Source organism: Streptomyces sp. NPDC000878, from assembly GCF_053599695.1.
The window spans coordinates 148238-174759 of record NZ_JBSFMT010000006.1 but is presented as its reverse complement, the minus strand read 5'-3'; the positions used below and the strand labels follow the sequence as shown (position 1 = coordinate 174759).

Sequence of the window (26522 nt, the reverse complement as noted above, 5' to 3'; positions counted from 1 at the left end):
CGGTCACTGAAGCGCCCCAAAGGGGCGCGGGGCTGTGACATTTACGGCTCCGCCGGGTGGGCGCGACCAGCCACGACGGACGCGCACCCGACAACGGGACTATCGCTTTGCCACTCCCCGAGCAGCTCGCAGCCACTCCTTGTTCATCCCGGTGATGGAGACGAGCGGGATGCCCTTCGGACAGGCGGTGGCGCACTCGCCGGCCAGCGTGCACCCACCGAACCCCTCCTCGTCCATCTGCGCGACCATGTCGAGGACCCGCGTCTCGCGCTCGGGCGCGCCCTGCGGCAGGACGTTCAGGTGGTTGACCTTGGCGGAGGTGAAGAGCATCGCCGCGCCGTTCGGGCAGGCGGCCACGCAGGCCCCGCAGCCGATGCACTCGGCGTGCTCGAAGGCGAAGTCGGCGTCCGGTTTCGGTACGGGGGTGGCGTGGGCCTCGGGGGCGGCGCCGGTCGGGGCGGTGACGTAGCCGCCGGCCTGGATGATCCGGTCGAAGGCGGACCGGTCGACGACGAGATCCTTGACGACGGGGAACGCCGCGGCACGCCACGGCTCGACGTCGATGGTGTCGCCGTCCTCGAAGGACCGCATGTGGAGCTGGCAGGTGGTGGTGCGCTCGGGCCCGTGCGCGTCGCCGTTGATGACGAGCGAGCAGGCGCCGCAGATGCCCTCGCGGCAGTCGTGGTCGAAGGCGACGGGGTCCTCGCCCTTGAGGATGAGTTCCTCGTTGAGGGTGTCGAGCATCTCCAGGAAGGACATGTCGGCCGAGATGCCGTCCACCTCGTACGTGGACATGGCGCCGTCGGCGTCGGCGTCGCGCTGCCGCCAGACGCGCAGGGTGAGCTTCATGCGTAGCTCCGCTGGGTGGGATGGACGTACTCGAAGACGAGGTCTTCCTTGTGCAGGGTCGGGGCCTCGCCCGTCCCCGTGAACTCCCAGGCGGCGGCGTACGAGAACTCGTCGTCCCTGCGCTCCGCCTCGCCGTCCGGGGTCTGGGACTCCTCGCGGAAGTGGCCGCCGCAGGACTCGGCGCGGTGCAGGGCGTCGAGGCACATCAGCTCGGCCAGTTCGAGGTAGTCGACGATGCGGTTCGCCTTCTCCAGCGACTGGTTGAACTCCTCGCCGGTGCCAGGGACTTTGATCCGCCGCCAGAACTCCTCGCGGATCTGCGGGATGCGTTCGAGGGCCTTGCGCAGGCCGCTGTCGCTGCGGGCCATTCCGCAGAACTCCCACATCAGTTCGCCGAGTTCACGGTGGAAGGAGTCGGGGGTGCGGTCGCCGTCGACGGAGAGGAGGAGGTTCAGGCGGTCCTCGGTCTCCGCCAACACCTCCTGTACGACAGGGTGTTGGACGTCGACGGGATCCTGGCCGGGGTGGCGTGCCAGGTAGTCGTTGATGGTGGCCGGGAGGACGAAGTAGCCGTCGGCGAGGCCCTGCATCAACGCGGAGGCGCCGAGCCGGTTGGCGCCGTGGTCGGAGAAGTTGGCCTCGCCGATCGCGAACAGGCCGGGGACGGTGGTCTGGAGGTCGTAGTCGACCCAGAGACCGCCCATCGTGTAGTGCACGGCGGGATAGATCCGCATGGGGACCGTGTACGGGTCCTCGGCGGTGATCCGCGCGTACATGTCGAAGAGGTTGCCGTACTTCTCCTCGACGGCCTTACGTCCCATCCGCCGGACGGCGTCGGCGAAGTCGAGGTAGACGCCCTGCCCGCCGGGTCCGACGCCGCGCCCCTCGTCGCACACGTTCTTGGCGGCGCGGGAGGCGATGTCACGCGGCACCAGGTTGCCGAAGGAGGGGTAGATCCGCTCCAGGTAGTAGTCGCGCTCGTCCTCGGGGATCTCGTTGGCGGGCCGCCGGTCCCCCTTGGCCTTCGGTACCCAGATCCGGCCGTCGTTGCGCAGTGACTCGCTCATCAGGGTGAGCTTGGACTGGTGGTCGCCGGTGCGCGGGATGCAGGTCGGATGGATCTGGGTGAAGCAGGGGTTGGCGAAGTGGGCGCCGCGCCGGTGGGCCCGCCAGACGGCGGTGGCGTTGGAGTTCATGGCGTTCGTGGAGAGGTAGAAGACGTTGCCGTAGCCGCCACTCGCCAGTACGACGGCGTCCGCGAAGTGGCTGGAGATCTCCCCGGTGATCAGGTCACGGGCGACGATCCCCCGGGCCCGCCCGTCCACGACGATCAGGTCGAGCATCTCGGTGCGCGCGTGCATCTCGATGTTCCCGACGGCGATCTGCCTGCTCAGCGCCTGGTAGGCACCGAGCAGCAGTTGCTGGCCCGTCTGGCCGCGGGCGTAGAAGGTCCGCGAGACCTGGACGCCGCCGAAGGAGCGGGTGTCGAGCAGACCGCCGTACTCGCGCGCGAAGGGCACGCCCTGGGCGACGCACTGGTCGATGATCTCGACGGAGATCTGCGCCAGCCGGTGGACGTTGGACTCGCGGGCGCGGAAGTCGCCGCCCTTGACGGTGTCGTAGAACAACCGGTGGACGGAGTCGCCGTCGTTGCGGTAGTTCTTCGCCGCGTTGATCCCGCCCTGGGCGGCGATCGAGTGGGCGCGGCGCGGGGAGTCCTGGTAACAGAACTGGACGACGTGGTAGCCCTGTTCGGCGAGCGTGGCCCCGGCGGAACCACCCGCCAGCCCGGTCCCTACGACGATGACGGTGTGCTTGCGCCGGTTGGCGGGGTTGACCAGCTTGGCCTCGAAACGGCGCGTGTCCCAGCGCTCGTTGACGGGGCCGGCGGGTGCCTTGTGGTCGACGAGGGGCTCGCCGGTGACGTATTCGGTGTAGGTCATTTCAGCTCACCACTCCGGTCATGACGCCCACGGGTACGGCGAGGAAACCGGCCGTGAGCAGCAGCGCGAGGACGTTGGCGACGGTCTTGAGGGCGCGGTCGCGGGTGCGGGTGCCGACGCCGAGGGTCTGGGCGGCGCTCCAGAAGCCATGCCGGATGTGCAGGCCGAGGGCGAGCATCGCGACGATGTAGATGACGTTGCCGTACCAGGTGGAGAAGGTGTCGACGACGTTCTGGTAGGGGTGACCTTCCTGGAAGCCGCCCGAGTGCACGGTGCCGGTGGTCAGGTCGAGGATGTGCCAGACGATGAAGAGGCCGAGGATGATCCCGCCCCAGCGCATGGTGCGCGTCGCGTAGCTGGCCCGCGCCTTCTTGTGCACGTACTTGCTCGGCCGGGCCCGGATGTCACGGCGGCTGAGCTGGTAGGCGGAGGTGGCGTGGGCGACGACGGCGACCACGAGCACGATCCGGATGAGCCAGAGCGTCCACTCGTAGTGCATGAAGGGCTCGCCGACCGTGCGCAGCCAGTGGGCGTAGTGGTTGAACTCGCCGGGCCCGAAGAAGATCTTCAGGTTTCCGATCATGTGGACGACGAGATACAGCAGCATGATCAGGCCGCTGACGGCCATCACGGTCTTCTTGCCGACGGACGAGTCCCACACGGTGCGCGCCATCGACGGCCGTCGGTCCGTCCGCGTTGCCAGAGCCATGGTTCAAGACGCTAGGCGGCGGGACCCCGATCGGTCCAAGACATGGTACGGCTCGTTTCCATAGTCACAGCCTATGCAAGCAGTACCCTGGGCCACATGCAGTTCCAGCAGCTCCAGTACTTCGTGGCGGTCGCCGAGACCCGGCACTTCACCCGCGCCGCGGATCTCGTCCATGTCGCACAGCCGTCGCTGTCCCAGCAGATCAAGGCGCTGGAGCGGGAGTTGGGGGCCGAACTGTTCCTGCGTGCGCGCGGCAACATCACGCTCACGGATGCCGGCGAGGCGCTCCTTCCGCTGGCCCGGCGCATCCTGGCCGACGCGGACACGGCCCGGCACGAGGTGCAGGAACTGGTCCAGCTCCGGGCGGGCCGGATCCGGCTGGGCGCGACCCCGAGCCTGTGCACGGGGCTGCTGCCGGAGGTGCTGCGCGCCTTCCACGACCGCTATCCCGGTATCCGGCTGCTGATCGAGGAGGGCGGTTCGCACGATCTCGTACGGCAGCTGGCACGCGGCGCCCTCGATCTGGCCCTGGTCGTCCTCCCGCTGCCGTCACCGTCCCCGGCGCTGACGACACTGGAGGTTCTGCGCGAGGACCTGGTGGTGGTGTCGTCCCCGGAGGCGCCCGCACCCGGCCAGGGCCGGCGGACCGTCCGCATCGCCGACCTGGAGGGCGAGCGTCTGGTGATGTTCCGGCACGGCTACGACCTGCGTGAACTGACCGTGACCGCATGTCGCTCCGCGGGGTTCGAGCCGGAGTTCGCGGTGGAGGGCGGGGAGATGGACGCGGTGCTGGGGTTTGTGCGGGCGGGGTTGGGCGTGGCCGTCGTGCCCCGCATGGTGGCCAGCCGGTCGGGGCGTGGGCTACGGGTAACTCCGTTGGCTCGGCCGGGGTTGTTCAGGGCGATCGCGCTCGCCCATCGGAGCGATGTGGCTCCGCCTCGGGCGGCTCGGGAGTTGCAGCGGATGTTGTTTGAGCGGTAGCGATGCGATGCGTTGTCTGCGCTGCGGGGAGGGGGCGCGGGGTTGTGGGGCGCGTTCAGGTAGTACGTGGCTGGTCGCGCAGTTCCCCGCGCCCCTAAGGGGCGCCTCTGCTCAGGCTTGATCTGGTGGGACCGGGGTGCCCTGGTGGTAGTACATGCGCCAGCCCGTCTCCTCGTCCTGTTTGCGCCACAGGGAGGTTCGGCGGGCCCGGTTGCCGTTGAAGTCCGTTTCGAAGGTGAGGTGGACCAGGTTGGGGGCCAGTAGGACGCCCGTGATCGTTGACGGCTCGTAGCGTGGGCCGTCCGCCGAACTGCCCGGCTTGGTGGGCAGTTCGGCGATCGTCTCCGAGTACGTGTAGCGGCGGCCGGAGGCGCCGACCTCCACGAACTCGGGGTCGATCAGGTGGGCGGCCTCGCCGGAGGCGCGGAAGGCGGGGTCCATCAGGAGCAGTTCGCCCTTGATGGCCTCTTCCACGTCAGCTGATTCCTGGGTCGAAGGTCTCACCCCGTCGCGTCCACCAGGGCCAGGTCGTGCAGGCGTTCCGGAGGGCCCGGGCGGGCGTAGTACCAGCCCTGGGCGGTGTCGCAGCCGAGTATGCGGAGTTGTTCGGCCTGGGCGCCCGTCTCCACTCCCTCGACTGTGACCGCGAGGTTCAGGCTGTGGGCCAGGGAGACGATTCCCTCGACGATCTTCAGGTCGACGGGGTCCGCCGGGAACTGCTGCATGCCCTGGGTGAAGGAGCGGTCCAGCTTGAGGATGCTCACCGGGAGGCGGCGCAGGTTGGCGAGGTTCGAGTAGCCGGTGCCGAAGTCGTCCAGGGCGATGTCGACTCCCATCTCGGCGAGGCGGCGCAGGGGCTTGAGGAGGTCGTCGTCGGCGCCGATCAGCGCCGACTCCGTCACCTCCAGGCACAGCACCTCGGGTTCCAGGCCCGCGCGTTCCAGGATGTCCACCGTGTCCTGGACGAGGCCGGGGTGGGTGAGCTGGCAGGGGGAGAGGTTGACGTTGATTCGGAGGGGGCCGCCTGCCGGGTGGCCTCCGTACCGTTCCTGCCAGTCGCGGGCCTGGCGCACCGACTGTTCCAGGACCCAGCGGCCGAGCGGGACGATCAGGCCGGTGTGTTCGGCGAGCGGGATGAAGCGGTCGGGGCCGAGGACGCCGTGCTGCGGATGCAGCCAGCGCACCAGGGCCTCGGCGCCACGGACGCTGCCGTCACCGAGGTTGACCAGGGGCTGGTACTCGATGAAGAACTCGCTCCGGTCCAGGGCCGCCGGCAACGCGGTGGTCAGGCCGTGGCGGGTGATCGCCTTCAAGTCGGCCTCGGGGTCCGCCAGTTCGAAGCGGTTGCCGCCCGCCGACTTGGCCCGGTACATGGTGATGTCGGCGCTTCGGAGTACCTCCGCCGGGCCGCGCTCACCTGCCGGGCCCTCGACGATGCCGATGCTGCCGCGCACGGTCAGCTCGCGGCCGTCGACGCTGACCGGGGCGATCAGCGCGTGCATGATGCGGGCGGCGAGTTCGTCGACCTCGGCCTCGGTGTCGGGGCCGGTGGTCAGCGCCACGAACTCGTCGCCGCCCAGCCGGGCCACCATCTCGCCCGGCGCGGTCGCACAGGACTGGAGCCGGTCGGCGACCTCGACGAGCAGCCGGTCGCCGGCCGCGTGGCCGAGGCTGTCGTTGATGGTCTTGAAGCCGTCGAGGTCGAGATAGCACAGGCCGAAGCGCTGGCCCTCGCCCGCCGTCACCGCCTTCTCCAGGCGTTCGAAGAACAGCGTGCGGTTGGGCAGCCCGGTGAGCGCGTCGTGCGTGGCCTCGTAGCGCAGCCGGAGGTTGAGGAGCCGGCGTTCGGTGGTGTCCTCCATCAGGGCCAGCTGGTACTGCGGCCGGCCGTCGGCGTCCCGGAGGAGGGAGACCGTGAGGTTGGTCCACAGGACCGTTCCGTCGGGGCGGTAGAACGCCTTCTCGACGTGGTAGTGCTCACGCTCGCCGCGGACGAGTTCCTCGTAGAGCTTCCAGACCTGCGGGGCGTCGTCCGGGTGGGTCCAGTCCGTGACCCTGCGGCTGCGTACGGTCTGCTCCGAGCCGCCGAACATGCGTTGCAGCGCGCCGTTGAACTGGAGCATGTTGCCGTCGAGGTCGGCGATGGCGATGCCTATGGCCGCGCCCTCGAAGACCGCGCGGAAGCGGGCCTCACTGTCGTGCAGCGCCTCGGCGACCGTGCTGCGCGCGCTCTGCGCGGCCCACGCGATCGCCTCCTGTTCGGCCAGCGTCCGCTCGCGCAGCGCGCCGGCGTATCCGGCGGCCATGGCGTGCTGGAGCCTCGACGCACGGTTGCGCAGGTCCTCCTGCGGGCCGTCCTCACCGCAGTACAGCACCAGATAGGCGTCCACGCAGTCGAGCGAGCGGCTCAGCGCCTCGGGGTCGGTGCAGTGCGCGGCGACCAGCGCGGCGCCGACCGCCCGGCCCTCCTCGGCGTCGAACGTCCTGGCGCGCAGCGCCTCGCTCAACCGCCCGGCGAGCGGCAGGAGTTGCTCCTCGAACTCCGGCCGGGTGAGCGACGTGGAGGTCACCTGGTACACCGACCGGCTCCAGATGGTCGCGAACCGGCGCAGTCTGTCCTGGGGCCCGTCCGGCTCCGCGGTCACGCCGTACGCCCCACGCCGGCGAATCCGGAGAAGGCGTACGCGTCCTCGTCCTCCGGTGCCGTCTCCGGCCGCCAGCGCGGCATCGGCACCAGTCCCGGTTCCACCATGTCGTACCCCTCGAAGAACCGCGCGATCGAGTCGCGCGAGCGCATGACCAGCGGGTTGCGAATGTCCTTGTATACGTCGACCGCCCCCTCGGCCCGCTCCGGCGGCAGCGGGATTCCCTCGTACGAGGCATGCGACAGGACGAGCAGGCTGCCGGGCGCGAGCGCGTCGCGCAGCTCGGCGACCGCCGCGTACGGGTCGTCCATGTCTTCCACGAAGTGCAGTATGGCAACGAGAAGCAGGGCCACTGGCCGGTTCTGGTCGATCAGACCCCGCACCTGGGGGCTGTCCAGGATCTCCCGGGGCTTGCGCAGATCGGCCGCGAGGACGTCCGCGTGCTCGTCGCCGGCCAGGACCACCTGGCTGTGTGCGACGGCAACCGGGTCGTGGTCGACGTACATCACCCGCGCCTGCGGGCTGACCGCCCGGACCACTTCGTGGACGCTGCCGAAGGTGGGAATGCCGGAGCCGATGTCGAGGAACTGGGTGATGCCCTCGGCGACCGCGAATCGAACGGCCCGGCGCATGAACGCGCGGTTCGCCTGCATCATCTTCGGAAGTCCCGGCAGGAACTCCATGGCCCGGCGGGCCGCTTCCCGGTCGACCTCGAAGTTGTGCGAACCGCCCAGGTAGAAGTCGTGGATCCGGGAGACGCTCGGCACCGAGATGTCGATGCCCCGGGGGGCCCAGGCGGGACGCTCCATCTATCTCTCTCCCAGGAGTTGGCAGGCGTTGGCGCTCCAGTGTTCGAGCTGAGGTTACTGATCGCCTGCCAAAGGAGCGAGCGGAAACGGAAATTGACCATCCGTTCCCGGTCACTGCCTGCGGCACGTGCCGAATTGACGTACCGCGAACTCACTGCCGAACTCTCTCCGAAACGTATCCGGAGCATTCCAAAAGTTCCCAAGGGTTACGAACAGTCGCCGCCGACTCCTGTTGAAATACGGCGAGTCGGGGACGATTCACCGGCAAATCGCCCTGCCTGTCGGCGCATTGCGGAGTCGCGGAGCAGTGGAGTCGCGGACATGCCGAAGCGACCTGCTCCCTTCACACCACACGGACTGTGCGGCACGAAGGGAGCAGGCCCGGAGAAGTCGGCTTCTCCCGCTACCGGTTACTACTCGTTCGGCGCGCCGACGAGCTTGCCGTCGGGTGCCACGGCGTACCAAGTGCCGCCGACGCCCTGGCCGTTGGTGTCGCCGGGCTCCTTGTCGTTGATGAAGGTGTAGATGGGCGAGCAGTTGACGGTCATCTGCTTGGCGCCGTTGTCGGGCCGGGTGAAGCTCATCAGGCCCTTCTTCTGGACACCCTTGGTGTCGTTGACCTCGACCGGCGCGACGACCGGCCACTTCTCCAGGCAGGCGCCGACGCAGGCGGAGACCGGCTTCGGCCAGGCCTCGTCCTTGATGAAGCGGTAGACCGTCATGCCGTTCTTGTCGACGACGATCTCGCCGAGCTTGGCGTCGTTGCGGGTGGACAGACCGGGCAGCGAGGCCAGCGTGGCCTTCTTGCCGTCGGGAGCGAGGCCGTACCACTTGCCGCCCACACCCTGGCCCTTGATGTCACCGGCCGCGGTGTCCTTGGCGTAGTAGTAGGCGGGCCAGCCGCCGACCGTCAGCTGCTTGGTGCCGTCGGCGCGGGTCACCTCGCCGAGCAGCGCAGCATCGATACCGGCACCGGCCGTGACATCGTCCGCCGGAACCGGCGGCCAGGCGGTGGCGCAGTCGCCGTCACAGTTGGACTTCGGCGGTTCGGCCGTGTCCGCGTCGAAACGGTAGATCGTACGGCCGGAGCTGCTGGCCAGCACCTTGCCGATCTCCGCGCTGGCGACCACGTTCAGCTGGCCCGCAGCGGCCTTGTCGCCCGCGGCGGCCTGATCTCCATCGGCCGCCGTACCGGTGTCGGAACCAGTGCCGGTACCCGTACCGGCCGTGCTCGTACCGGCCGTGGATCCGTAGCCACCGGCGGCGGGGGCCGCCGCACCGACATTCTGGCTGCTCGTGTCGGTGGCCTTGTCCTGACCGCACGCCGTCGTAAGCGCCAGCACGGCCGCAGCTGACGCTACGAGTGAGGCGCTCCGCCAGGAGGTCTTCATAATTGAAACTCCCCGTAATCGTTAGGGTGTTGCGACGCCCTGCTGGGCCGCCGCACGGTCCTAGGTACGGGCGGGGATGGTCACTGTGTTCAACCACTGCACAAATTTCTTTCCGATCCCTGTGGCCTCACCCGTCACTGCCTGCACGCCGTCATCCGTCACCCCTCGTACACGAGGACGGGTCACAGGCCCCATCTAGAACGCGTGATCCAAACCGCGGCACGACATATGTCACTCGTTCGGGGCAATCTCCTCGCGCTCCCGCGCACGCGGGAGCGCCCAGCGCACATGATCTTCGTCGTGTATGGACCCACACGGACCCGATTCGCCCTCGCCATACGGGTGTTGGCGCTGCTGGCAGTGACCTGGCTGCTCGTCGGCGTGCCGATCGGCACGGCCGGCGCGACGACCTGCGTCTCCGTCTCCACCGACCAGGGCGGCGGCACAGCGGTGACGGTCACCGGGAACGGCGCCGCGGTCACGGTCGACACCGGCGTCCCGGCCGCCACCTCGGACGGCTGGTCGGTCGGCGTGGGCAACGGTGGAGTCGCCGTCACCGGAAACGGTACGGCGGTGATCGTCGGCACCGACTCCTGGTGCCCGACCCCGACACCACCACCGCCCTGCCCCACCCCGACGCCCACGCCTTCACCGACCCCCACTCCGACGCCGACTCCCCCACCGACACCCCCGCCCACGAAGGAGCCGCCGCCACCACCGAAGCCGAGTCCCACGCCCACCCCGACCCCGAAACCCACTCCCCCGCAGAAGCCGACACCGGCACCGGAGCCGAAACCACCGGCCGCTCCGCCCGCCCCGGCTCCGCCGCCACCACCGGCGCCGCCCCCCACCCCCTCGTACACACCGACGAGCACCCCGAAGCCGAAGCCGAGCCCGAGTCCTAGTCCCACGGCGTCACCGACGACGGTGAGTTATCCGCCGTACCACGTGTCCGCCCGCAAACGGACCGTCCGCGGCGGCCCGTCGCTCGTCTCGTTCACCATGCTCGTCACCCTGCCCGCACTGATCGCCGTCGTCGCACTGCGTCCGCGCTGACCCCTTGGAGGCATCCCCTTGTCGGAATGGCTTGTTCTCGCCGTCGCGATCGCGGCTGCGATCGCGGTCGTCGTCCTCATCACCTTCGTACGGGACCGCAGGGCCCCGGAGGACGAGGATCCGTCCGACACCCCGGACGTGATCGAGTACATGACGATGTGGATCGGCGTGGTCTACGCCATCGTGCTGGGCCTGGCCATCGCCGGTGTCTGGGAGGCGCGCGGTGTCGCCCAGGACCATGTGTCGACCGAGGCCCACGCGCTGCACGAGATCTCCGAGCGGGTCCGGGTCTATCCGCCCGACGTCCGTGACCGCATTCGGGACGATGTCAACGCCTATGTCGGACACGTCGTCAAGACCGAGTGGAAGGAGATGTCCGACAACGGCAAGGTGACCGAGCGGGGCGACCAGCTGCTGGACCGTATCCGCGCCGACGTCACCGACTACGAGCCGAAGACGGACTTCCAGGCACAGGCCTACCAGCCGCTCCTGGACCAGGTGACCACGGCGGACCAGGCCCGTACGGCCCGCGCCGACTCGACCGGGCCGACCATGCCGGGCGTCGTCTGGTTCGGCCTGATCGCGGGAGGCATGATCACGGTCGGGATGATCTTCGCCCTCCAGATCCGCCGCACACCCCGCGAGCTGATCCTCGCCGGGCTGTTCTCCACCCTGATCGCCTTCCTGCTCTTCCTCATCTGGGACTTCGACGCGCCCTACAGCCGTGGCATCACCGCCACGGCGGATCCGTTCCTGACGCTCTTTCCGGGCGCGGACCGCTAGACCGTCCACCACGGATGACCGGTCGCGGACAGGTGGGGACCGGCTGACGGTTCCTCACCGGCCGCGTCCACGGGGGACACCCGTCACGCGCGCGTGTCCCCCGACTCGCTCAACGAGATCCCCTGACCGGCCCACGTCCATGCCCCATTCGCACGACACCGATCGCGCGTACGCACACGTGTTCCTAGCGTTTCGGTCATCGAGGTGCATTTCTGGCGCGAACGGTACGGCGCGAGCGGAAAAGGTCCGCAGCTGCTCCTCGGGGACCCGGAGGACTCACATGCGCGCGATACGCGTCGCTTCGGCCGCACTGCTGGGCGTCACCGCCCTCACCCTCGCCTCGCCCGCCGCCCACGCGGCCGTCACGGACAACAGCGTCACGTCGTTCGGCTTCAGCGTCGTGCCCTCGACGATCGCGGCGGGCGGACAGGTCACCCTGCGCGTGGACAACTGCAACGACGACACCCGGGTGTCCTCCGGTGTCTTCGATCCGGTCACCATCCCGAAGGGCCAGTCGTCGACGACGGCGAAGGTCGACTGGGACGCCGAACCGGGGGCCGCGTACCGGGTGACGTTCACCTGCGGCGGCGAGAACGGCCACACCGACCTCACCATCGCCGGCGGCAACTCCGGCAACCCGACGCACTACCCCGTGCCGATCCAGCGGGGTGTGCACGCGGGTGAGGGCGGCAGTGTCGCCGGCTTCGACCTCAAGGAGATCGGCCTCGGAGCGGCGCTCATCGCGGGGTCGCTGGCGGTGGCGTACCACTTCTCCCGCCGTGGCACGGGCGGCGACAACGCCTGACGACCTGTCGGTACCCGCACAGCCCTTCGCCCCGGAACCCGTCAGGGTCCGGGGCGAAGGGCTGTCGACGTGCGGTCCGCGCTCCGCAGGGGTGAGCGTCAGATCCGGTTCTCGGACCGGCGACGCATCCAGAACACACCACCGCCGACGAGCGCGGCGGCCACCAGACCGCCGCCGATCGCCATGTCGGTCGGGGTGGCCCCGGTGGAGCTGCTGCCACCGAGACCGCCCCGGACACCGCCGATGACCGTGAAGACACTGGTGAAGGTCTTGGAGTGGCCCTCGCAGTTGGTGGTGACGCTGTACGAACCCGCGGTGGCGTTCGAGTTGACGGTCACCGTCGCCGTCGCCGTGCTGCCGCCCATCGACTTGAGCTTGGTCGCCGGGAAGGCGTTGGAGCTGACGGTGCTGCCGTTCACGGTGCAGGCGGAACCGTTGACCGTGAGGACCAGCTGGCCGCCCGGAGCGATGACGCTCGGTGCGGCGGTGACGCTGGTCGGCTGGTCCCAGGCCGAGGCCGCCGGGGCGGCGAACCCCACCGCGGCAGCCGTGGCGGCAGACACCACCAGGGCACGAGTTGTACGCATGTTGAACCTCCGCGGAAGGCGCCCCGGGACCCGTCCCCGGTCGATCGGCGAGAAAACGCCTCCCAGACGAACCCTCAGATGCCGTGCGCGCAGCCGCATTTCGGGAATGGTCCGTCCTGGTGAGGGGACACGCCGAGCAAAGACCACACAATCAGATATTGCCGCAGGTCACGGACCGTCAGAAAAATACTTTTCCCCGCGACCCGGATGGCTCAGGAACGAGTCAGGAACAGGTCGGGAACGGGTCGGGAAAAAGTCAGGACCGACACGTGCGCCACCCGTTCGCTGCTGCCCCGTCGCCGGTTTCCCGTCGGGCACTTAGCGTTCTCGTATGCGCGATTGACACGGCGACGGCCGGGTCGAGAGGGGATGGCGAATGTCTGCGTCCGAGCTGGCGGAAGAGGAGGAGCGGCGGAAGAAGCGCGCTCCGTGGGGCGTGATAGCGCTTGTTCTGCTGACCGGCCTCGCTCTCATTCGGAACGGTTCGGGAGAGTTCGACGTGGGCCCGCCGCAGCCCGCGTCGGCGGCGGCAGCGGACAGCCGCCTCCCGGGCGGCACCTTCTCCAGCACCCCGGCCGCACTGCCGTACGCGGTGGTCGACCGGGTGCGGATCCCGGCGATCCAGGTCGACGCGCCGGTGCTGCCGGTGGGTCTGGACGCGGCCGGGTGGGTGGACGCTCCGCCGGCGGAGGACCCGAATCTGGCGGGCTGGTTCACCGGTGCCGTGTCGCCCGGCGAGAAGGGCACCGCGGTGGTCGTCGGCCATGTCGACAACCAACAGGGCCCCGCCGTGTTCTACGGACTCGGGGCCCTCAAGAAGGGACATCGCGTCGAGGTCCAGCGCCAGGACGGGAAAACGGCCGTATTCGAGATCTACGGCATCGAGGTCTTCGAGAAGGACAACTTCCCCGGCGACCGTGTCTACGGCAGCAGAAACACCCCGGAACTGCGGGTCATCACCTGCGGGGGCGGTTTCTCCAAGCAGAACGGCTACAACGGGAATGTCGTGGTGTTCGCCCGCCTGGTCGAGGTTCGCTGAGCGTTCCCCGACCGGGCGGGCGAAAGCCCGGTTCCAGTGACTCCGTGAATTCCGTTACGTGTAATGCCGTGTCGGTACGGTGATGTGGTACCCGGAATCCAGCAGTTCCGGCAGATAGTCGCGCAGTGCCCGGACGCTCTGCGAGCGGTCGCCGCCCGCGTCGTGCGAGAGCACCACGACGCCCGGGGCGGCGCCGCGCTCGACCCGGTCGACGATGGTGCCGGCGCCCGGGGCCATCCAGTCGAGGGTGTCGACCGTCCAGGCGAGAGGCTCCATGCCGAGGTCGGCGCCGATCTGGAAGGCGGCCCGGTTCCAGGCGCCGTAGGGGGCACGGAACCAGACGGGCGCCTCGCCACAGGCGTCCTCGACGACCTCGCTGGTGCGCTCCATCTGGGAGCGGATCTCGGCGCGCGTCAGGCGGGTGAGCAGCGGGTGGGACCAGGTGTGGTTGCCGACGACATGCCCGTCCTCGGTCATCTCGGCGAGCAGGTCCTTGTTGTGGACCGCCATCTCCCCGCACACGAAGAACATCGCGCGGACGTCGTGCTCGCGCAGGGTCCGCAGGATGTCCGGGGTGTAGCGGGGGTCAGGGCCGTCGTCGAAGGTCAGCACCATGGTGCGGCCACGTCCGGACACCCGCAGCAGGGGCTCGTGGCGGACCAGGGTGCGCCCGTGCGCGGCGGCGGGCGGCGGGCCGTAACCGGTGAGGGGCTCCAGGCGGTATGCGGAGGGCTTGAGCGCGCGGTGCGCCGGGGGGCCCGCGGCGGGGGCGGCGGGCCGGGCGGCCGGGGCGGTGTCCGGGCCCGCGGTGAGCAGCGCGGCCGTACCGGCCGCTCCCACGGCGGCGGCTCCGCCGATCAACACCCGGCGCCGTGTGAGCAACTGATCCTTCGTCATGACTCATCAGTCGCCCGGTCCGGTCCCGACGCCCCGCATCGACACCGGTGCGGCGGCAGGAAAGCACCCGCCTGGACCAGTACGCGCCGATCAGACCCTCCCCCGCGTCTCCTGCGGACCCCGGGCGCCCGATAGCCTCGCGGTGTGACGGAAGAGCAGCACTCACCCCGGTCCGGGCACCAGTTCGAGCGGGGCACGGACGGTCCGAAGGTCATCGTGGTCGGCGTCGACGGCTCCGACTCCTCCCTCCGCGCCGCCGCCTACGCCGCGGGACTGGCCCGGCGCCAGCACGCGCTGCTCGCCCTGGTGTACGTCCAGCCGGTGATGGCGGCGGGCACCGCGTTCGGGGCGCCCGTGGCGGAGACGACGGACCGGATCGCCGAGGACCTCATCGCACAGATCCGCGAGGGCACCGACCAGGTCAAGGGGATCTTCGACGTCCGCTGGGAGTTCCACACCTTCCGCGGGGACCCGTACGCCGGGATGGTGAAGGCCGCCGACGATCTCAAGGCGGACGCGGTGGTCGTCGGAGCGTCCGAACAGGCGGGCCACCGGATCATCGGCTCGGTCGCGATCCGGCTGGTGAAGGCGGGCCGCTGGCCGGTGACGGTCGTCCCGTAGCCGTAGTCCGGGGCGCTACTGACCCGTCGTCGGATCGGCCAGTGGCCGCCGGGATGAGGAATCCGCCGTTCAGACCGTTCGTCGCACCGTTCGTCGACGGGTCCGACCGTCCGCCGCACACTCCGGTCCGCGCTCTGTCCCGAATCGGGCCCTTGCGATGCCATACGGCCATGACGGCCGGAACCACCATCACCCACGGGACGACGACCGCCGAGCACGAGCTGGCCGCGCTGCAGCGCGAGCACGGCCGACCGCTCTTCGCCCTGCTGCTGCGCCTGTGCGACGGCGACCGGCAGCGCGCCGAGGACCTGGTGCAGGAGACCCTCGTACGTGCCTGGCAGCACCCCGAGGCGCTGCGCGCCGACGACTTCGAGTCCGTACGGCCCTGGCTGATGACCGTGGGGCGGCGGCTCGCCATCGACGCGCGGCGGGCCCGGCAGGCGCGGCCCGCCGAGGTCGGGGACGCGATCCTGGAGAACGCGCGGGTATGTGCGGATCACGCGGAACGGTCCGCGGCGACCCTCGATGTGCGGGAGGCTGTGAAGACACTCACTCCCGAGCACCGTGAAGTCCTGGTGCTCGTGTACTTCCAGGGGGCGAGTGTGGCGGAGGCCGCCACAGCCCTCGGGATTCCTCCCGGTACGGTGAAGTCTCGCGCGTACTACGCGCTGCGCGCCCTGCGCCGAGTCCTGCCGGGTTATGCGGCCGACCTGCGGTGAAACCAATGGTCGAGTCAAACCTCGGTAAAGCGCCTTGCTGAGGACCATGGTTGAGCCATCAGCTGTCTTCATCCGTGTTCCGGACTGGCACCAGTCCCGGATGCCCGGGGTCGGGCGACGCGCACGCACCGGAGGAAGGCAGGAAGGGATGCTGCACAGAGGTCAAGAGAGCACGGACGGCACCGGCGGGGGCGAACTCACCGTCCCCATGGCCTGGTTGTACGCCGAGTACATCGCCGACGAGCTGCTGCGGACGGGCGACCTGATGCCGCCCACGTCCTTCGAGTTCCGCGCGGGTCGGGACGCGCTGGCACTCACCATCTTCCTCTCCGACACCAGCGGGGAACTCTCGGGCATCCGGGTCATCACACAGCTGGAGAAGTGGCTTTCGCTCACGGCGTACGACCAGCCCTGGCAGGACTGGGTCCGCGAACGTATTTCCAGGTTGGCGGCCGACGCGCTCGAATCAGGAGCGCCGGCCCCGGACCTGGACCTCGCGGCTGCCGCCTGGCGCTGGCTGGAGGAGACCGAGCTGCTCGCCCCGGACCTGGACGCCGTACCGGGTGGCGGGCCCGTGCTCGGTGAGGACGACGGACCGAAGGTGTGGACCCCGGCCTGGCGGCTCGGACTGCCCCTCGGTCATCTGGCGATCCATCTTTTTTAGAATCCGACCAATCCGCGAGCCCCGCCGCTCCGAACACCTAAGGTCTCGATTCGGTATGGGGCTTGAGTGATTCCGCGGTCCGGTGCGTACCGGTGGGAGCAACACCACCCCACCCGTACCATCGGCACGAGGATTCGGCATGAGGTCCCTGGAACGGCATCGCGACGTCGGCGCATACGCGCTCGGCGTGCTCGACGAGGCGGAGGCCTTCCGCTTCGAGGACCACCTCATGGAGTGCCCCCAGTGCGCGGTCCAAGTGACCGAATTCGGCTCCGCCACACGGCAGTTGCTGCTGTACAAGCGGGCCACGCCGCGCTCCGTGCACCCCATGGCCCAACCCGGTCCCAGGCTTCTGGACCGGCTGCTCGGCGAGGTCGCCAACCGGCAGCGGGCCGGTCGGCGTCGCCTGCTGTACGCGGTCGCCGCCGCGGTGGTCTTCGCTGTGGCCGGGCCCGGCATCGCGATCATGGCGGGCGGCGACGCGGATCCGACGCAGCGGGTCACGGCGACCGACGAGCGGTCGGGCGTCTGGGCTCAGGTCACCAGTGAGAACACGGTCTGGGGGAGCCAGATCGAGCTGAAGGTGAAGGATGGGGCCGGGCCCCGCGCGTGTCATCTTGTCGCTATTGCGGACGATGGCACGGAAGAGACGCTGACGAACTGGAACGTGCCTGAGCATGATGCTCGCGCCAGCACCATGATGGGGGCGTCGACTTTTCATCCTGATCAGATCGATCGATATGAGTTGCGTACGACCGCTGGGTTGCGTCTGGTGACGCTTGACGCGCCGTGAGGTTGTGATTTGGCTGCTGCGCCGTTGTGGCTGGTCGCGCAGTTCCCCGCGCCCCTTTCGGTGCGCTACCTCAGGGCTCTACTTCAGTAGGCGGGACATCCGTCTGTCCGCCAGGGGTTTTCCGCCCGTCTGGCACGTCGGGCAGTACTGGAGTGACGAGTCGCTGAAGGAGACCTCTCGGACTGTGTCGCCGCAGATCGGGCAGGGTTGGCCGGTTCGGCCGTGGACTTTGAGGCCGCTTTTCTTTTCCGCCTTCAGGCGTCCGGCCGCGAGGCCGCGGGAACGTTCGACCGCCTCGGTGAGTGTTGTGCGCAGGGCCTCGTACAGGCGTCGGTTCTCCTCGGGTGTGAGTGAGGCGGCGAGTTTGAACGGGGACATCCGGGCGGCGTGCAGGATCTCGTCGCTGTAGGCGTTCCCCACCCCCGCGATCAGACTCTGGTCGCGCAGCGCGCCCTTCAGCTGTCGCCGCTCCCCCGCCAGCAGGCCGGTGAGCCGTTCCTCGTCGAAGTCGTCGGCGAGCGGGTCGGGGCCTAGCCGGGCGACGCCGGGCACCTCCTGCGGATCGTGTACGACGTACACCGCGAGCCGTTTCTGGGTGCCGGCCTCGGTGAGGTCGAAGCCCTCCCCGGTCTCCAGGGCGACACGCAGCGCGAGCGGGCCCTTTCCGGGTTTCGGCGGGCCGTCCGGGAGGCGGTCGCGCCAGTGCAGCCAGCCGGCGCGGGCCAGGTGGGTCACGAAGTGCGGGCCGCCGTCCGTGGCCAGGTCGAGGAACTTGCCGTGCCGGTGCACGGCGGTGACCTCGCGGCCCTCGAAGGCGGTGAGCGGTGGGTCGTACGTCTTCAGGACGCTGATCGCGACGGGCAGCACGCGGACCACCTCGTGGCCCACGAGCCGTTCGGTCAGGAAGTCCCTGAGCGCCTCGACCTCGGGAAGTTCCGGCATACGTCCAGGGTGCCACCGCCCGCCCGGGTGCTCAGCTTCTGGGCGGCACCGCGAACTCGCACCACACGACCTTGCCGCCGCCGCGTGCCTCCACGCCCCAGGTGTCGGAGAGGAGGTCGACCAGGAGCAGGCCGCGCCCGGAGACCCCGGACTCGCCGGCCTCCCGGCGGCGCGGCAGGGCGCTGGAGGAGTCCTCGACCTCGACGCGCAGCCGTCGTTCGGGGGCGGTCAGCACGCGCAGGGTGACGATCGCCGGGCCCTCGGTGTGCATCAGGGCGTTGGTGATCAGTTCGTCGGCTACCAGTTCGACCTCGTCGGCGCGTTCGCGGGCGCCCCAGGCCCGGACGGCGGCGCCGATCATGTGCCGGGCCTCGCTCAGCGCGTCGGGGTCACTGGGCGCGACGTGCTGCTGGAGCCGCCCGCCGGACTGTACGGCGGCCAGGCCCCGGCGGCGCAGGAGCAGCAGGGCCACGTCGTCGTCCCCGCCCCGCTCGTCGGCCACCTCGATGAGGCGGTCGGCCAGTTCCCAGGCGCTCTCCGGACCGGCGGCGATGAGCGCCCTGAGGGTCCGCATCCCGTCGGCGAGGTCGGCGCCGGGCTCCTCGATGAGTCCGTCGGTGCACAGCACCAGGGTTTCGCCGGGCTCCAGTTCGAGGATGGCCACCGGGTAGGTGAGACGCCCGAACTCGGCGGAGAGGCCGAGGGGCAGCCCGCCGTCGACCGGGACGCGCCGGCAGGTGCCGTCGGCGCTTCGCACCAGCGGGTCGAGATGGCCGGCCCGGACCACCTGGACCACCCCGGTGGCCATGTCGGCCTCCGCGTACAGGCAGGTCGCGAAGCGGTCGGTGTCGAGTTCGTCGAGGAAGACGGAGGCGCGGGCCATCACGGTGGCGGGCGGGTGTCCCTCGGCGGCGTAGGCCTTCAGGACGATCCGCAGCTGGCCCATGACGGCCGCGGCGTGCGTGTCGTGGCCCTGGACGTCCCCGATGACCGCGCCGACCCGGCCGCCGGGCAGTGGGATCACGTCGTACCAGTCACCGCCGATGTCCCGGCCGAGCTGGCCGCCGGAGGAGGCGGCGCGGTAGCGGACGGCGATGTCGGCGCCGGGCACGCTGGGGATGGTGCGCGGCAGCATGGCCTGCTGGAGGCCCTGGGCGAGGTCCTTCTCCTGCTCGTAGAGCATGGCTCGCTGGAGGCTCTGCGCGATGCTGGTGCCGAGCGCGACGAGGACGGCCCGGTCCTCCGCCGAGAAGCCGTACCGGTCGTTGTAGAGCAGGCCCATCGCGCCGATCGGCCGGGCCTGCGCGATGAGCGGCAGATAGGCGGCCGAGGTGATCTTCAGATCGACGAGATGCGGCCACAGGATCGGGTACCCGGCCGCGAACTCCTCCGGCGACTCGATGAACCGCGGGCTGAGGGTCCGTACGACGTCGCCCATCGGGTAGGGCTCCTCGATCCGGGTGATGCGGGTGCCTGGGACGGAGGCGCCCGCCGGGCCCTCGGCGACCAGACGGATCCGGCCGGCCTCCACCAGGCCCATGACGAGGCTGGCGGCGCCGAGGTGGGGGACGCCGGGCGAGTTGGTGAGGACGTCGATGACGTCCTCCACGGTGCGGGCGTGTGCGAGGGCCGCGGTGATGACCTGCACGACGTTGGTCTGGCGGCGCCGGACCTCGTCCTTGGCGGCCTGTTCGGTACGGGTCCGGCTGTCCCGCAGCTCCTGCGTGGCGTCGCGGACGATACCGATGACCCGGCGCGGGCGGCCCGTCTCGTCACGGCGGATGTAGCCCTGGGTGTGGGTCCACTGGAGGGTGCCGTCGCGGCGGTGGAGGCGGAAGTAGACGCCGTAGTTCTCGCTGCCGTCCTTCATGGCCTCGGAGACCACGGAGTCGATCCGGAGGCCCTCCATCCGGGGCACTCGCACGGCCAGGCTCTCGGGGTGGCCGTCGTATTCGTCGGGGCGCAGGTCGAAGATCTCGTGCGCCAGCGCGTCCATGTGGAACAGACCGGCGTCCAGGTCCCAGTCGAACGTCCCCATACGGTTGAGCGACAGAATCGGATCCGGGTGGGCGGGCCAGTCGTCCGGGAGTGACAGGGCGCTCGCTCCCCGATCAGCCATGGGGCCACCTTGCCAGTGTTTGGCTGATTCTTCGACTTGTCCGACAGCTTTCGTCGGGCATCCTTCACTCGCCGACGCCCTCACAGGGGTCGTACAGGGCGTACACGCCATATGCGGTGCTTGTCTCGTCGGGAATCAGGCCGCCGCCGTCGGGGAGGTCGGGGATCTCCGGGACGGTGTCGGGGCCGATCTCGTCGCAGGCGTCCTGGGCCGTGCCGAAGCCCAGGTCGTCCGGGGACACGACCTCCTCGCCGGGCGGGTCGCCGTCCCAGCCGCCGACGAGCAGGGCTGCCGAGAGTGCGCAGGCGGTGACAAGGGTTCGGTGCATTCCCCATTGTCTGCGTCACCCGCTCGGCGCACGCAAGCCGAGATGGTCACCCAGCGTCACAATGGAGGAGGCAGCGGGGAGAGAGGGGCGAACGGCGTGGAGTGGTTCACCGCACCCGAGTACTGGCTGAGCCGCCTGCTCTTCCAGCGCGGTCTGGCCTGCGTCTATCTCGTCGCGTTCCTGGGCGCGGCCCTCCAGTTCCGGGCGCTGATCGGCGAGCGGGGCATGCTGCCCGTACCTGCCCTGGTCGCCCGGGTCGGCTTCCGGCAGGCACCGAGCGTGTTCCAACTCCACTACTCCGACCGCTTCTTCGCCGTCTGGGCCTCGACGGGGTGCGCGGTGTCGGTGGCGCTGCTCGCCGGGCTGGATTCCCAACTCCCGCTCTGGGCGGGCATGTTGCTGTGGCTGCTGCCATGGGCGATGTATCTGTCGATCGTCAACGTCGGCCAGACCTGGTACGGCTTCGGCTGGGAGTCACTGCTCCTGGAGGTCGGCTTCCTCGCCGTGTTCCTGGGCAACGACGAGGTCGCGCCGCCGGTGGTGGTGCTGTTCCTGCTGCGCTGGGTCCTGTTCCGGGTCGAGTTCGGCGCCGGTCTGATCAAGATGCGCGGCGACGCGTGCTGGCGAAAACTCACCTGCCTCGACTACCACCACGAGACGCAGCCGATGCCGGGCCCGCTGAGCTGGTTCTTCCACCACCTCCCGAGGCCGGTGCACCGGATCGAGACAGCGGCGAACCACATCACCCAACTCGCCGTCCCCGTCCTCCTGTTCACCCCACACCCGGTGGCGACGGCCGCCGCGTCCCTGATGGTCGTCACCCAGCTGTGGCTGGTTCTGTCGGGCAACTTCGCCTGGCTGAACTGGCTCACGATCGTGCTGGCCCTGTCGGCGGTACGCCTCCCGGACACGGCACCGACGACCCTCCCGGACACCCCGCTCTGGTACGAGATCGTGGTCCTGTCCGTCGCCACGGGACTGCTGAGCCTCAGTTACCGCCCGGTCCGCAACATGCTCTCGCGCCGCCAGGTCATGAACCGCTCCTTCGACCCGCTCCATCTGGTCAACACCTACGGTGCCTTCGGCAGCGTCAGCCGCATCCGGTACGAGGTGGTCGTCGAGGGCACGGCCGACGACGTACCGCGCGAGGAATCCGACTGGCGGGAGTACGAGTTCAAGGGCAAGCCGGGTCAACCGGGACGCTGGCCACGCCAGTTCGCGCCCTACCATCTGCGGCTCGACTGGATGATGTGGTTCGCCGCGCTGTCGCCCGCGTACGCCGGGTCGTGGTTCGGGGCGATGGTCGAACGCCTCCTGGAGAACGACCGCGACACACTCCGACTGCTGCGCCACTCCCCCTTCCCGCCGGACGTGCCGCCGCGTTACGTCCGCGCCCGCCTGTTCCGCTACCGCTACACGACCTGGCGGGAGCTGCGGGCGACGGGGGCGTGCTGGGAGCGGGTGTACGTACGGGAGTTCATGCCGCCGACACGACTGGTCGCCGGGCCGGTTCAGAGGCCGTAGACACGGGTCGCGGTGCCCGTGAAAACCTGCTCGCGTTCGCCCGTGTCGAGGGAGGTGGTCAACTCCTCGGCCAGGGACACGACTTGGCCGTACGACGTGGCGAGCACGCACACCGGCCAGTCCGAGCCGAACATCAGGCGGTCCGGCCCGAAGGCGTCCAGGGCCGTCTCGGCGTACGGGCGCAGGTCGTCCAGGGTCCAGGCCGTGGGGTCGGCCTCGGTGACCAGGCCGGAGAGCTTGCCGACCGTGTTGGGCAGGGCGGCCAGGGAACGCAGGTCAGAGGCCCAGGGTTCCAGGGTGCCGGCGGCGATCGGCGGTTTGCCCAAGTGGTCGAGGGCGAAGGTGAGTTGTGGCAGCGACTCGGCCGCCTTGACGCACGCGGGCAGCTGGTGCGGGAGGACGACCAGGTCGTACACCAGGCCCGCCTCGGCGACGGCGGCGAGGCCCCGGCGTACGTCCGGGCGCAGCAGCCACTCCGGGTCCGGCTCGCCCTGGACCTGGTGGCGGATGCCCTTCAGGTATGCGCCACCGGGGAGTTCACGCAGTCTGGCCAGTTCGTCGGCGACGTCGGTGCGGGTCAGGTCCGTCCAGCCGACGACGCCCGCGATCAGCTCCTGTTCCGCCGCGAGTGCCAGGAACTCCGGGGTCTCCTCGGGCACGGTGATCGTCTGGACGAGGATCGTGCGGTCGACTCCGGCCGCGTGGGCCTGCGGTGCGAGGTCCGCCATGGTGAAGTCCCGCCGCAGTGGGCTGCCTTCGGCGATCCAGTCCTGGTCCCGGACCAACAGGTCCCACACGTGGTGGTGCGCGTCCACGATCGTCACGGCAGCTCCCATACGACCGGCAGGCCGGCGTCGGCGCCTTCGCCGGAGTAGTCGTGCACCACGTCGAGGAGTTCGGCCATCCGGGCCTGCCAGGCCACGTTGACCGGCAGTTTCTCCAGCTCCGCGAGGAGGAGGGCGTAGTCCTCGCACTCCAGGACGTGGAAGAGGTCGGTGCCGCTGCGCCAGATCCTCCAGGAGGTGGCGCCGGAGGCGCGGATCGCGTCGGTCAGTTCGACGGGGACCTCGCGGTGGGCGGCGTCGTACTCGGCGACACGGTCGGCGCGGACCTTGGTGTGCAGGGCGACTCTCATGGCGTCTCCCCCGACGGCTGCTCGGCGGACAGCAGGCCGGTGTCCGTCAGCTCCTCCCAGAAGGCCTCGGGTACGGAGGTGGCGAACTGCTCGGCGCAGTCCCGGACTTCGGCCGCCGAGCGGGTACCGACGAGGACGCTCGCGACGGCCGGGTGGGCCGCACAGAAGGCGAGGGCGGCTGCCCGCAGGGTGATGCCGTGGCGGTCGGCGACGGTCTGCATGCGCAGGGCGCGGTCGAGCAACTCGCCCGAGACGGCAGTGTAGTTGTACGTCGCTCCGGGCTTCGGGTCCGCCAGCAGGCCGGAGTTGAAGGCGCCGCCGATCACGACCGACGTACCGCGTTCCACGGCGGCGGGCAACAGCTCCGTGAGCGCGCTCTGGTCGAGGAGGGTGTAGCGGCCGGCGCACAGCACCACGTCGACGTCCGTGTCCTGGACGAAGCGGGTGAGCATCTCCGCCTGGTTCATGCCCGCGCCGATCGCGCGCACGACGCCTTCCGAGCGGAGCTTCTCCAGGGCCGGGTAGGCCTCGCGGAAGGCCTCCTCGGCGTGGTCGTCGGGGTCGTGGAGGTAGACGACGTCGACGTGGTCGAGGCCGAGCCGCTCCAGGCTGGCCTCCAGGGTGCGGCGTACGCCGTCGGCGCTGAAGTCCCAGACGCGGTGGTGGGTGTCGGGGACCGCGAAGCCGTTGGCGAGGTCGTCGCCGGCCGGGGCAGCGACGGGTTCCAGGCGGCGGCCGACCTTCGTGGAGATGGTGTACGCCGAGCGCGGGTGCTCGCGCAGGGCCGCGCCGAGGCGGCGTTCGGACAGGCCGATGCCGTAGTGCGGCGCGGTGTCGAAGTAGCGGATGCCCGCGTCCCAGGCGGCGGACACGGCGTCGTGCGCCTGTTCGTCGGGGACCTCGGTGAAGAGGTTGCCGATGGCGGCGGCACCGAAGGCGAGGCCGGTGACCTCGACACCGCTGCGGCCGAGCGCGTGCACCGGCATGGGGACGAGTTCGGGCACGGGGGCGCTGCCTAGGGTGTTGTTCGGCGTGTTCACTGGCCCACCGGCCTCAGCCTGAGGCCCTGCATACCGCCGTCGACGGCGAGTGCCGTGCCGGTGGTGGCGCCGGACAGGGGGCTCGCCAAGTAGGCGATGGCGCCCGCGACTTCGGCGGCCGAGACCAGTCGGCCGCTGGGCTGGCGGGCCTCCAGTGCGGCGCGTTCGGCGGCGGGGTCGGGGGCCGCGTCGAGGAGGCGGCCGACCCACGGGGTGTCGGCGGTGCCGGGGTTGACGCAGTTCACACGGACGCCCTCGCGGATGTGGTCGGCGGCCATGGCGAGGGTCAGCGAGTGCACGGCACCCTTGGTGGCGCTGTACAGGGCGCGTTGCGGCAGGCCGGCCGTGGCCGCGATCGAGCAGGTGTTCACGATGGCGGCGTGCGCCGAGCGCCGCAGGTGGGGCAGCGCGGCGCGGGCGACGCGGACCATGCCGAGCACGTTGACGTCGAACACGCGGTGCCACTGCTCGTCGTCGTTGTCCTCGACGGTGCCCTGGGCGCCGATCCCGGCGTTGTTGACCAGGACGTCCAGGCCGCCGAGGTCGGCGACGGCCGCGGCCACCGCCTCCCGTACGGACGTGTCGTCGGTGACGTCGGCCCGGTAGCCGAGCAGCGGCTTCTCGACCGACGACAGGTCCAGGTCGAGGACGGCGACCTGGGCGCCGCGCGCCGCCAGCAGTTCCGCGGTGGCCCGGCCGATGCCGGACGCGCCGCCCGTGACCAGCGCCTTGAGACCCTCGAAGTCGGTCATGCGGCCTGCCCCTTCTCCTTCGCCAGGTCGGCGGCCCAGAAGGTGCCGCCGGGGAACGTGAACTCCGCGATGGACTCCGGCCGCATGGTCGCGGAGAAGCCCGGCGCGGTCGGTGCGCGGTAATGACCTTGCCTGATCACCACGGGGTCGAGGAAGTGGCCGTGCAGATGATCGACGTACTCGATGACCCGGTTCTCGGTCGTGCCCGCCAGGGCGACGTAGTCGAACATCGACAGGTGCTGGACGAGTTCGCACAGGCCGACGCCGCCCGCGTGCGGGCAGACGGGAACGCCGAACTTGGCGGCGAGCAGCAGGATGGCGAGGTTCTCGTTGACGCCGCCGACACGGGCCGCGTCGATCTGGACGAAGTCGATGGCGTCGGCCTGGAGGAGCTGCTTGAAGACGACCCGGTTCTGGACGTGTTCCCCGGTGGCGACCTTGACGGGGGCCACGGCCCGGCGGATCGCGGCGTGGCCGAGGATGTCGTCGGGGCTGGTGGGTTCCTCGATCCAGTAGGGGTCGAACTCGGCGAGCGCCTTGGTCCAGCGGATCGCCTCGTCGACGTCCCAGCGCTGGTTGGCGTCGATCGCCATGCGGATGTCGGGGCCGACGACGGACCGGGCGACGCGGCAGCGGCGTACGTCGTCGTCGAGGTCCGCTCCGACCTTGAGCTTGATCTGGGTGAAGCCGTCGGCGACGGCCTCGGTGGCGAGCCGGGTGAGCTTCTCGTCGTCGTAGCCGAGCCAGCCGGCGGAGGTGGTGTAGGCGGGGAAGCCCTTCGCCAGCAGGTCGGCCGTGCGTTCGGCGGCGCCCTCCCGGCCCCGGCGGAGCAGGTCGAGGGCCTCCTCGGGGGTGAGCGCGTCGGTGAGGTAGCGGAAGTCGACCTGCCGGACGAGCCACTCGGGTTCGGCCTCGGCGAGCAGCTGCCACAGGGGCTGACCTGCCCGTTTCGCGGCAAGATCCCACACGGCGTTGACGACGGCGCCGATCGCCATGTGCATCACGCCCTTCTCGGGTCCGAGCCAGCGCAGCTGGCTGTCGCCGATCAGGTCGCGGTTCAGGGTGCCCGGGTCCGCGCACAGCGCGTCGACGGACCGGCCGACCACATGCCCGCGCAGCGCGTCGATCGCGGCGACCTGGACCTCGTTGCCCCGCCCGATGGTGAAGGTGAACCCATGCCCCTCGTGCCCGTCGGCCGCGTCGGTACGCAGCACGACGTAGGCCGCCGAGTAGTCGGGGTCTGGATTCATCGCGTCGGAGCCGTCCAGCTCGCGCGAGGTGGGGAACCGGATGTCGTAGGTGTCGACCGCGATGACGCGGGCGGGGCTGGGTGACACGGAAGGCCTTTCGGTCAGGGGCAGAGGTACGGGATGGCTCGATGCCGGATGAGG

At 70.1% G+C, this 26522-nt stretch carries 28 protein-coding genes; 11 read left to right on the top strand and 17 right to left on the bottom strand.

Annotated elements, in window-relative coordinates; all coding sequences use genetic code 11:
- Positions 1–99: 99 nt before the first annotated feature.
- The 3 genes from ACWDR4_RS08475 to ACWDR4_RS08465 are packed head-to-tail and all read right to left on the bottom strand — an operon-like array spanning position 100 to position 3465.
- Entirely contained in the window at positions 100–849 is a 750-nt protein-coding gene (locus ACWDR4_RS08475; RefSeq protein WP_450405545.1) for a succinate dehydrogenase/fumarate reductase iron-sulfur subunit, read from the bottom strand.
- A complete protein-coding gene (locus ACWDR4_RS08470; RefSeq protein WP_450405543.1) occupies positions 846–2792 on the bottom strand; it encodes a fumarate reductase/succinate dehydrogenase flavoprotein subunit in 1947 nt (648 codons plus the stop codon). The genes ACWDR4_RS08475 and ACWDR4_RS08470 overlap by 4 nt, the downstream gene beginning before the upstream one ends.
- A gap of 1 nt (position 2793) precedes the next feature.
- Complete coding sequence (locus tag ACWDR4_RS08465; RefSeq protein WP_450405734.1) at positions 2794–3465, bottom strand: succinate dehydrogenase; 672 nt, start codon at positions 3463–3465, stop codon at positions 2794–2796.
- 132 nt (positions 3466–3597) lie between these two features.
- Between ACWDR4_RS08465 and ACWDR4_RS08460 the strand changes: the two genes are divergently transcribed.
- The gene (locus ACWDR4_RS08460) at positions 3598–4482 is read left to right on the top strand and encodes a LysR family transcriptional regulator (protein ID WP_450405539.1); all 885 of its coding nucleotides are present in this window, start codon (positions 3598–3600) and stop codon (positions 4480–4482) included.
- 111 nt (positions 4483–4593) lie between these two features.
- On the opposite strand, the gene ACWDR4_RS08455 is transcribed toward ACWDR4_RS08460, so the two are convergent.
- The 4 genes from ACWDR4_RS08455 to ACWDR4_RS08440 all read right to left on the bottom strand — a co-directional run bounded on the left by ACWDR4_RS08455 (position 4594) and on the right by ACWDR4_RS08440 (position 9327).
- A complete protein-coding gene (locus ACWDR4_RS08455) occupies positions 4594–4923 on the bottom strand; it encodes a nuclear transport factor 2 family protein (RefSeq protein ID WP_450405733.1) in 330 nt (109 codons plus the stop codon).
- A 59-nt stretch (positions 4924–4982) separates the two neighbouring features.
- Positions 4983–7127: a putative bifunctional diguanylate cyclase/phosphodiesterase gene (locus ACWDR4_RS08450; RefSeq protein WP_450405536.1), complete on the bottom strand. Its 2145-nt coding sequence runs from the start codon at positions 7125–7127 to the stop codon at positions 4983–4985.
- A complete protein-coding gene (locus ACWDR4_RS08445; protein WP_450405534.1) occupies positions 7124–7936 on the bottom strand; it encodes an SAM-dependent methyltransferase in 813 nt (270 codons plus the stop codon). The genes ACWDR4_RS08450 and ACWDR4_RS08445 overlap by 4 nt, the downstream gene beginning before the upstream one ends.
- Before the next feature lie 413 nt (positions 7937–8349).
- Positions 8350–9327 (bottom strand): SCO0930 family lipoprotein, encoded by a 978-nt coding sequence (locus ACWDR4_RS08440; RefSeq protein ID WP_450405531.1) that lies wholly within the window; start codon positions 9325–9327, stop codon positions 8350–8352.
- A 596-nt stretch (positions 9328–9923) separates the two neighbouring features.
- On the opposite strand from ACWDR4_RS08440, the gene ACWDR4_RS08435 reads away from it, so the two are divergent.
- The 4 genes from ACWDR4_RS08435 to ACWDR4_RS08420 all read left to right on the top strand — a co-directional run bounded on the left by ACWDR4_RS08435 (position 9924) and on the right by ACWDR4_RS08420 (position 11971).
- A complete protein-coding gene (locus ACWDR4_RS08435) occupies positions 9924–10232 on the top strand; it encodes a hypothetical protein (protein ID WP_450405528.1) in 309 nt (102 codons plus the stop codon).
- A 22-nt stretch (positions 10233–10254) separates the two neighbouring features.
- Positions 10255–10383: a hypothetical protein gene (locus tag ACWDR4_RS08430; protein ID WP_450405526.1), complete on the top strand. Its 129-nt coding sequence runs from the start codon at positions 10255–10257 to the stop codon at positions 10381–10383.
- A gap of 18 nt (positions 10384–10401) precedes the next feature.
- Positions 10402–11166, top strand: a complete 765-nt coding sequence (locus tag ACWDR4_RS08425) for a bestrophin-like domain (protein ID WP_450405524.1) — start codon at positions 10402–10404, stop codon at positions 11164–11166.
- A gap of 280 nt (positions 11167–11446) precedes the next feature.
- Entirely contained in the window at positions 11447–11971 is a 525-nt protein-coding gene (locus ACWDR4_RS08420) for a hypothetical protein (protein WP_450405521.1), read from the top strand.
- Between the two features lie 98 nt (positions 11972–12069).
- On the opposite strand, the gene ACWDR4_RS08415 is transcribed toward ACWDR4_RS08420, so the two are convergent.
- A complete protein-coding gene (locus ACWDR4_RS08415; protein WP_450405519.1) occupies positions 12070–12558 on the bottom strand; it encodes a hypothetical protein in 489 nt (162 codons plus the stop codon).
- A gap of 376 nt (positions 12559–12934) precedes the next feature.
- Between ACWDR4_RS08415 and ACWDR4_RS08410 the strand changes: the two genes are divergently transcribed.
- Positions 12935–13597 (top strand): class F sortase, encoded by a 663-nt coding sequence (locus tag ACWDR4_RS08410; RefSeq protein ID WP_450405516.1) that lies wholly within the window; start codon positions 12935–12937, stop codon positions 13595–13597.
- 54 nt (positions 13598–13651) lie between these two features.
- Here ACWDR4_RS08410 and ACWDR4_RS08405 read toward each other — a convergent pair whose 3' ends face one another.
- A complete protein-coding gene (locus ACWDR4_RS08405) occupies positions 13652–14494 on the bottom strand; it encodes a polysaccharide deacetylase family protein (RefSeq protein ID WP_450405513.1) in 843 nt (280 codons plus the stop codon).
- Between the two features lie 144 nt (positions 14495–14638).
- On the opposite strand from ACWDR4_RS08405, the gene ACWDR4_RS08400 reads away from it, so the two are divergent.
- The 4 genes from ACWDR4_RS08400 to ACWDR4_RS08385 all read left to right on the top strand — a co-directional run bounded on the left by ACWDR4_RS08400 (position 14639) and on the right by ACWDR4_RS08385 (position 17291).
- Positions 14639–15115, top strand: coding sequence for a universal stress protein (locus ACWDR4_RS08400; RefSeq protein WP_450405510.1), 477 nt, complete (start codon positions 14639–14641; stop codon positions 15113–15115).
- Between the two features lie 170 nt (positions 15116–15285).
- On the top strand, positions 15286–15834 hold the full coding sequence (locus tag ACWDR4_RS08395; RefSeq protein WP_369032198.1) for a sigma-70 family RNA polymerase sigma factor: 549 nt from the start codon (positions 15286–15288) through the stop codon (positions 15832–15834).
- Between the two features lie 148 nt (positions 15835–15982).
- Complete coding sequence (locus tag ACWDR4_RS08390; protein WP_450405507.1) at positions 15983–16498, top strand: hypothetical protein; 516 nt, start codon at positions 15983–15985, stop codon at positions 16496–16498.
- A 139-nt stretch (positions 16499–16637) separates the two neighbouring features.
- Positions 16638–17291: a zf-HC2 domain-containing protein gene (locus ACWDR4_RS08385; protein ID WP_450405505.1), complete on the top strand. Its 654-nt coding sequence runs from the start codon at positions 16638–16640 to the stop codon at positions 17289–17291.
- A 78-nt stretch (positions 17292–17369) separates the two neighbouring features.
- Here the strand turns inward: ACWDR4_RS08385 and ACWDR4_RS08380 are convergent, their stop codons facing one another.
- The 3 genes from ACWDR4_RS08380 to ACWDR4_RS08370 all read right to left on the bottom strand — a co-directional run bounded on the left by ACWDR4_RS08380 (position 17370) and on the right by ACWDR4_RS08370 (position 20680).
- Positions 17370–18233 (bottom strand): Fpg/Nei family DNA glycosylase, encoded by an 864-nt coding sequence (locus tag ACWDR4_RS08380; RefSeq protein WP_450405502.1) that lies wholly within the window; start codon positions 18231–18233, stop codon positions 17370–17372.
- A 31-nt stretch (positions 18234–18264) separates the two neighbouring features.
- Complete coding sequence (locus tag ACWDR4_RS08375) at positions 18265–20352, bottom strand: SpoIIE family protein phosphatase (protein WP_450405500.1); 2088 nt, start codon at positions 20350–20352, stop codon at positions 18265–18267.
- Between the two features lie 64 nt (positions 20353–20416).
- Positions 20417–20680, bottom strand: a complete 264-nt coding sequence (locus ACWDR4_RS08370; protein WP_450405497.1) for a hypothetical protein — start codon at positions 20678–20680, stop codon at positions 20417–20419.
- A gap of 96 nt (positions 20681–20776) precedes the next feature.
- Here ACWDR4_RS08370 and ACWDR4_RS08365 point away from each other — a divergent pair, with 96 nt between their 5' ends.
- Positions 20777–22204 carry a lipase maturation factor family protein gene (locus tag ACWDR4_RS08365; protein ID WP_450405494.1) on the top strand — a complete coding sequence of 476 codons (1428 nt, stop codon included), beginning with the start codon at positions 20777–20779 and terminating at the stop codon, positions 22202–22204.
- On the opposite strand, the gene ACWDR4_RS08360 is transcribed toward ACWDR4_RS08365, so the two are convergent.
- The 5 genes from ACWDR4_RS08360 to ACWDR4_RS08340 are packed head-to-tail and all read right to left on the bottom strand — an operon-like array spanning position 22192 to position 26468.
- Positions 22192–23040, bottom strand: a complete 849-nt coding sequence (locus ACWDR4_RS08360) for an amidohydrolase family protein (protein WP_450405491.1) — start codon at positions 23038–23040, stop codon at positions 22192–22194. The two genes, ACWDR4_RS08365 and ACWDR4_RS08360, sit on opposite strands and share 13 nt — an antisense overlap.
- Positions 23025–23339 carry an L-rhamnose mutarotase gene (locus ACWDR4_RS08355; protein ID WP_450405489.1) on the bottom strand — a complete coding sequence of 105 codons (315 nt, stop codon included), beginning with the start codon at positions 23337–23339 and terminating at the stop codon, positions 23025–23027. The genes ACWDR4_RS08360 and ACWDR4_RS08355 overlap by 16 nt, the downstream gene beginning before the upstream one ends.
- Positions 23336–24319: an aldo/keto reductase gene (locus ACWDR4_RS08350; protein WP_450405730.1), complete on the bottom strand. Its 984-nt coding sequence runs from the start codon at positions 24317–24319 to the stop codon at positions 23336–23338. The genes ACWDR4_RS08355 and ACWDR4_RS08350 overlap by 4 nt, the downstream gene beginning before the upstream one ends.
- A 56-nt stretch (positions 24320–24375) precedes the next feature.
- Positions 24376–25131, bottom strand: coding sequence for an SDR family NAD(P)-dependent oxidoreductase (locus ACWDR4_RS08345; RefSeq protein ID WP_450405487.1), 756 nt, complete (start codon positions 25129–25131; stop codon positions 24376–24378).
- On the bottom strand, positions 25128–26468 hold the full coding sequence (locus tag ACWDR4_RS08340) for an L-fuconate dehydratase (RefSeq protein ID WP_450405484.1): 1341 nt from the start codon (positions 26466–26468) through the stop codon (positions 25128–25130). The genes ACWDR4_RS08345 and ACWDR4_RS08340 overlap by 4 nt, the downstream gene beginning before the upstream one ends.
- Between the last annotated feature and the right edge of the window lie 54 nt (positions 26469–26522).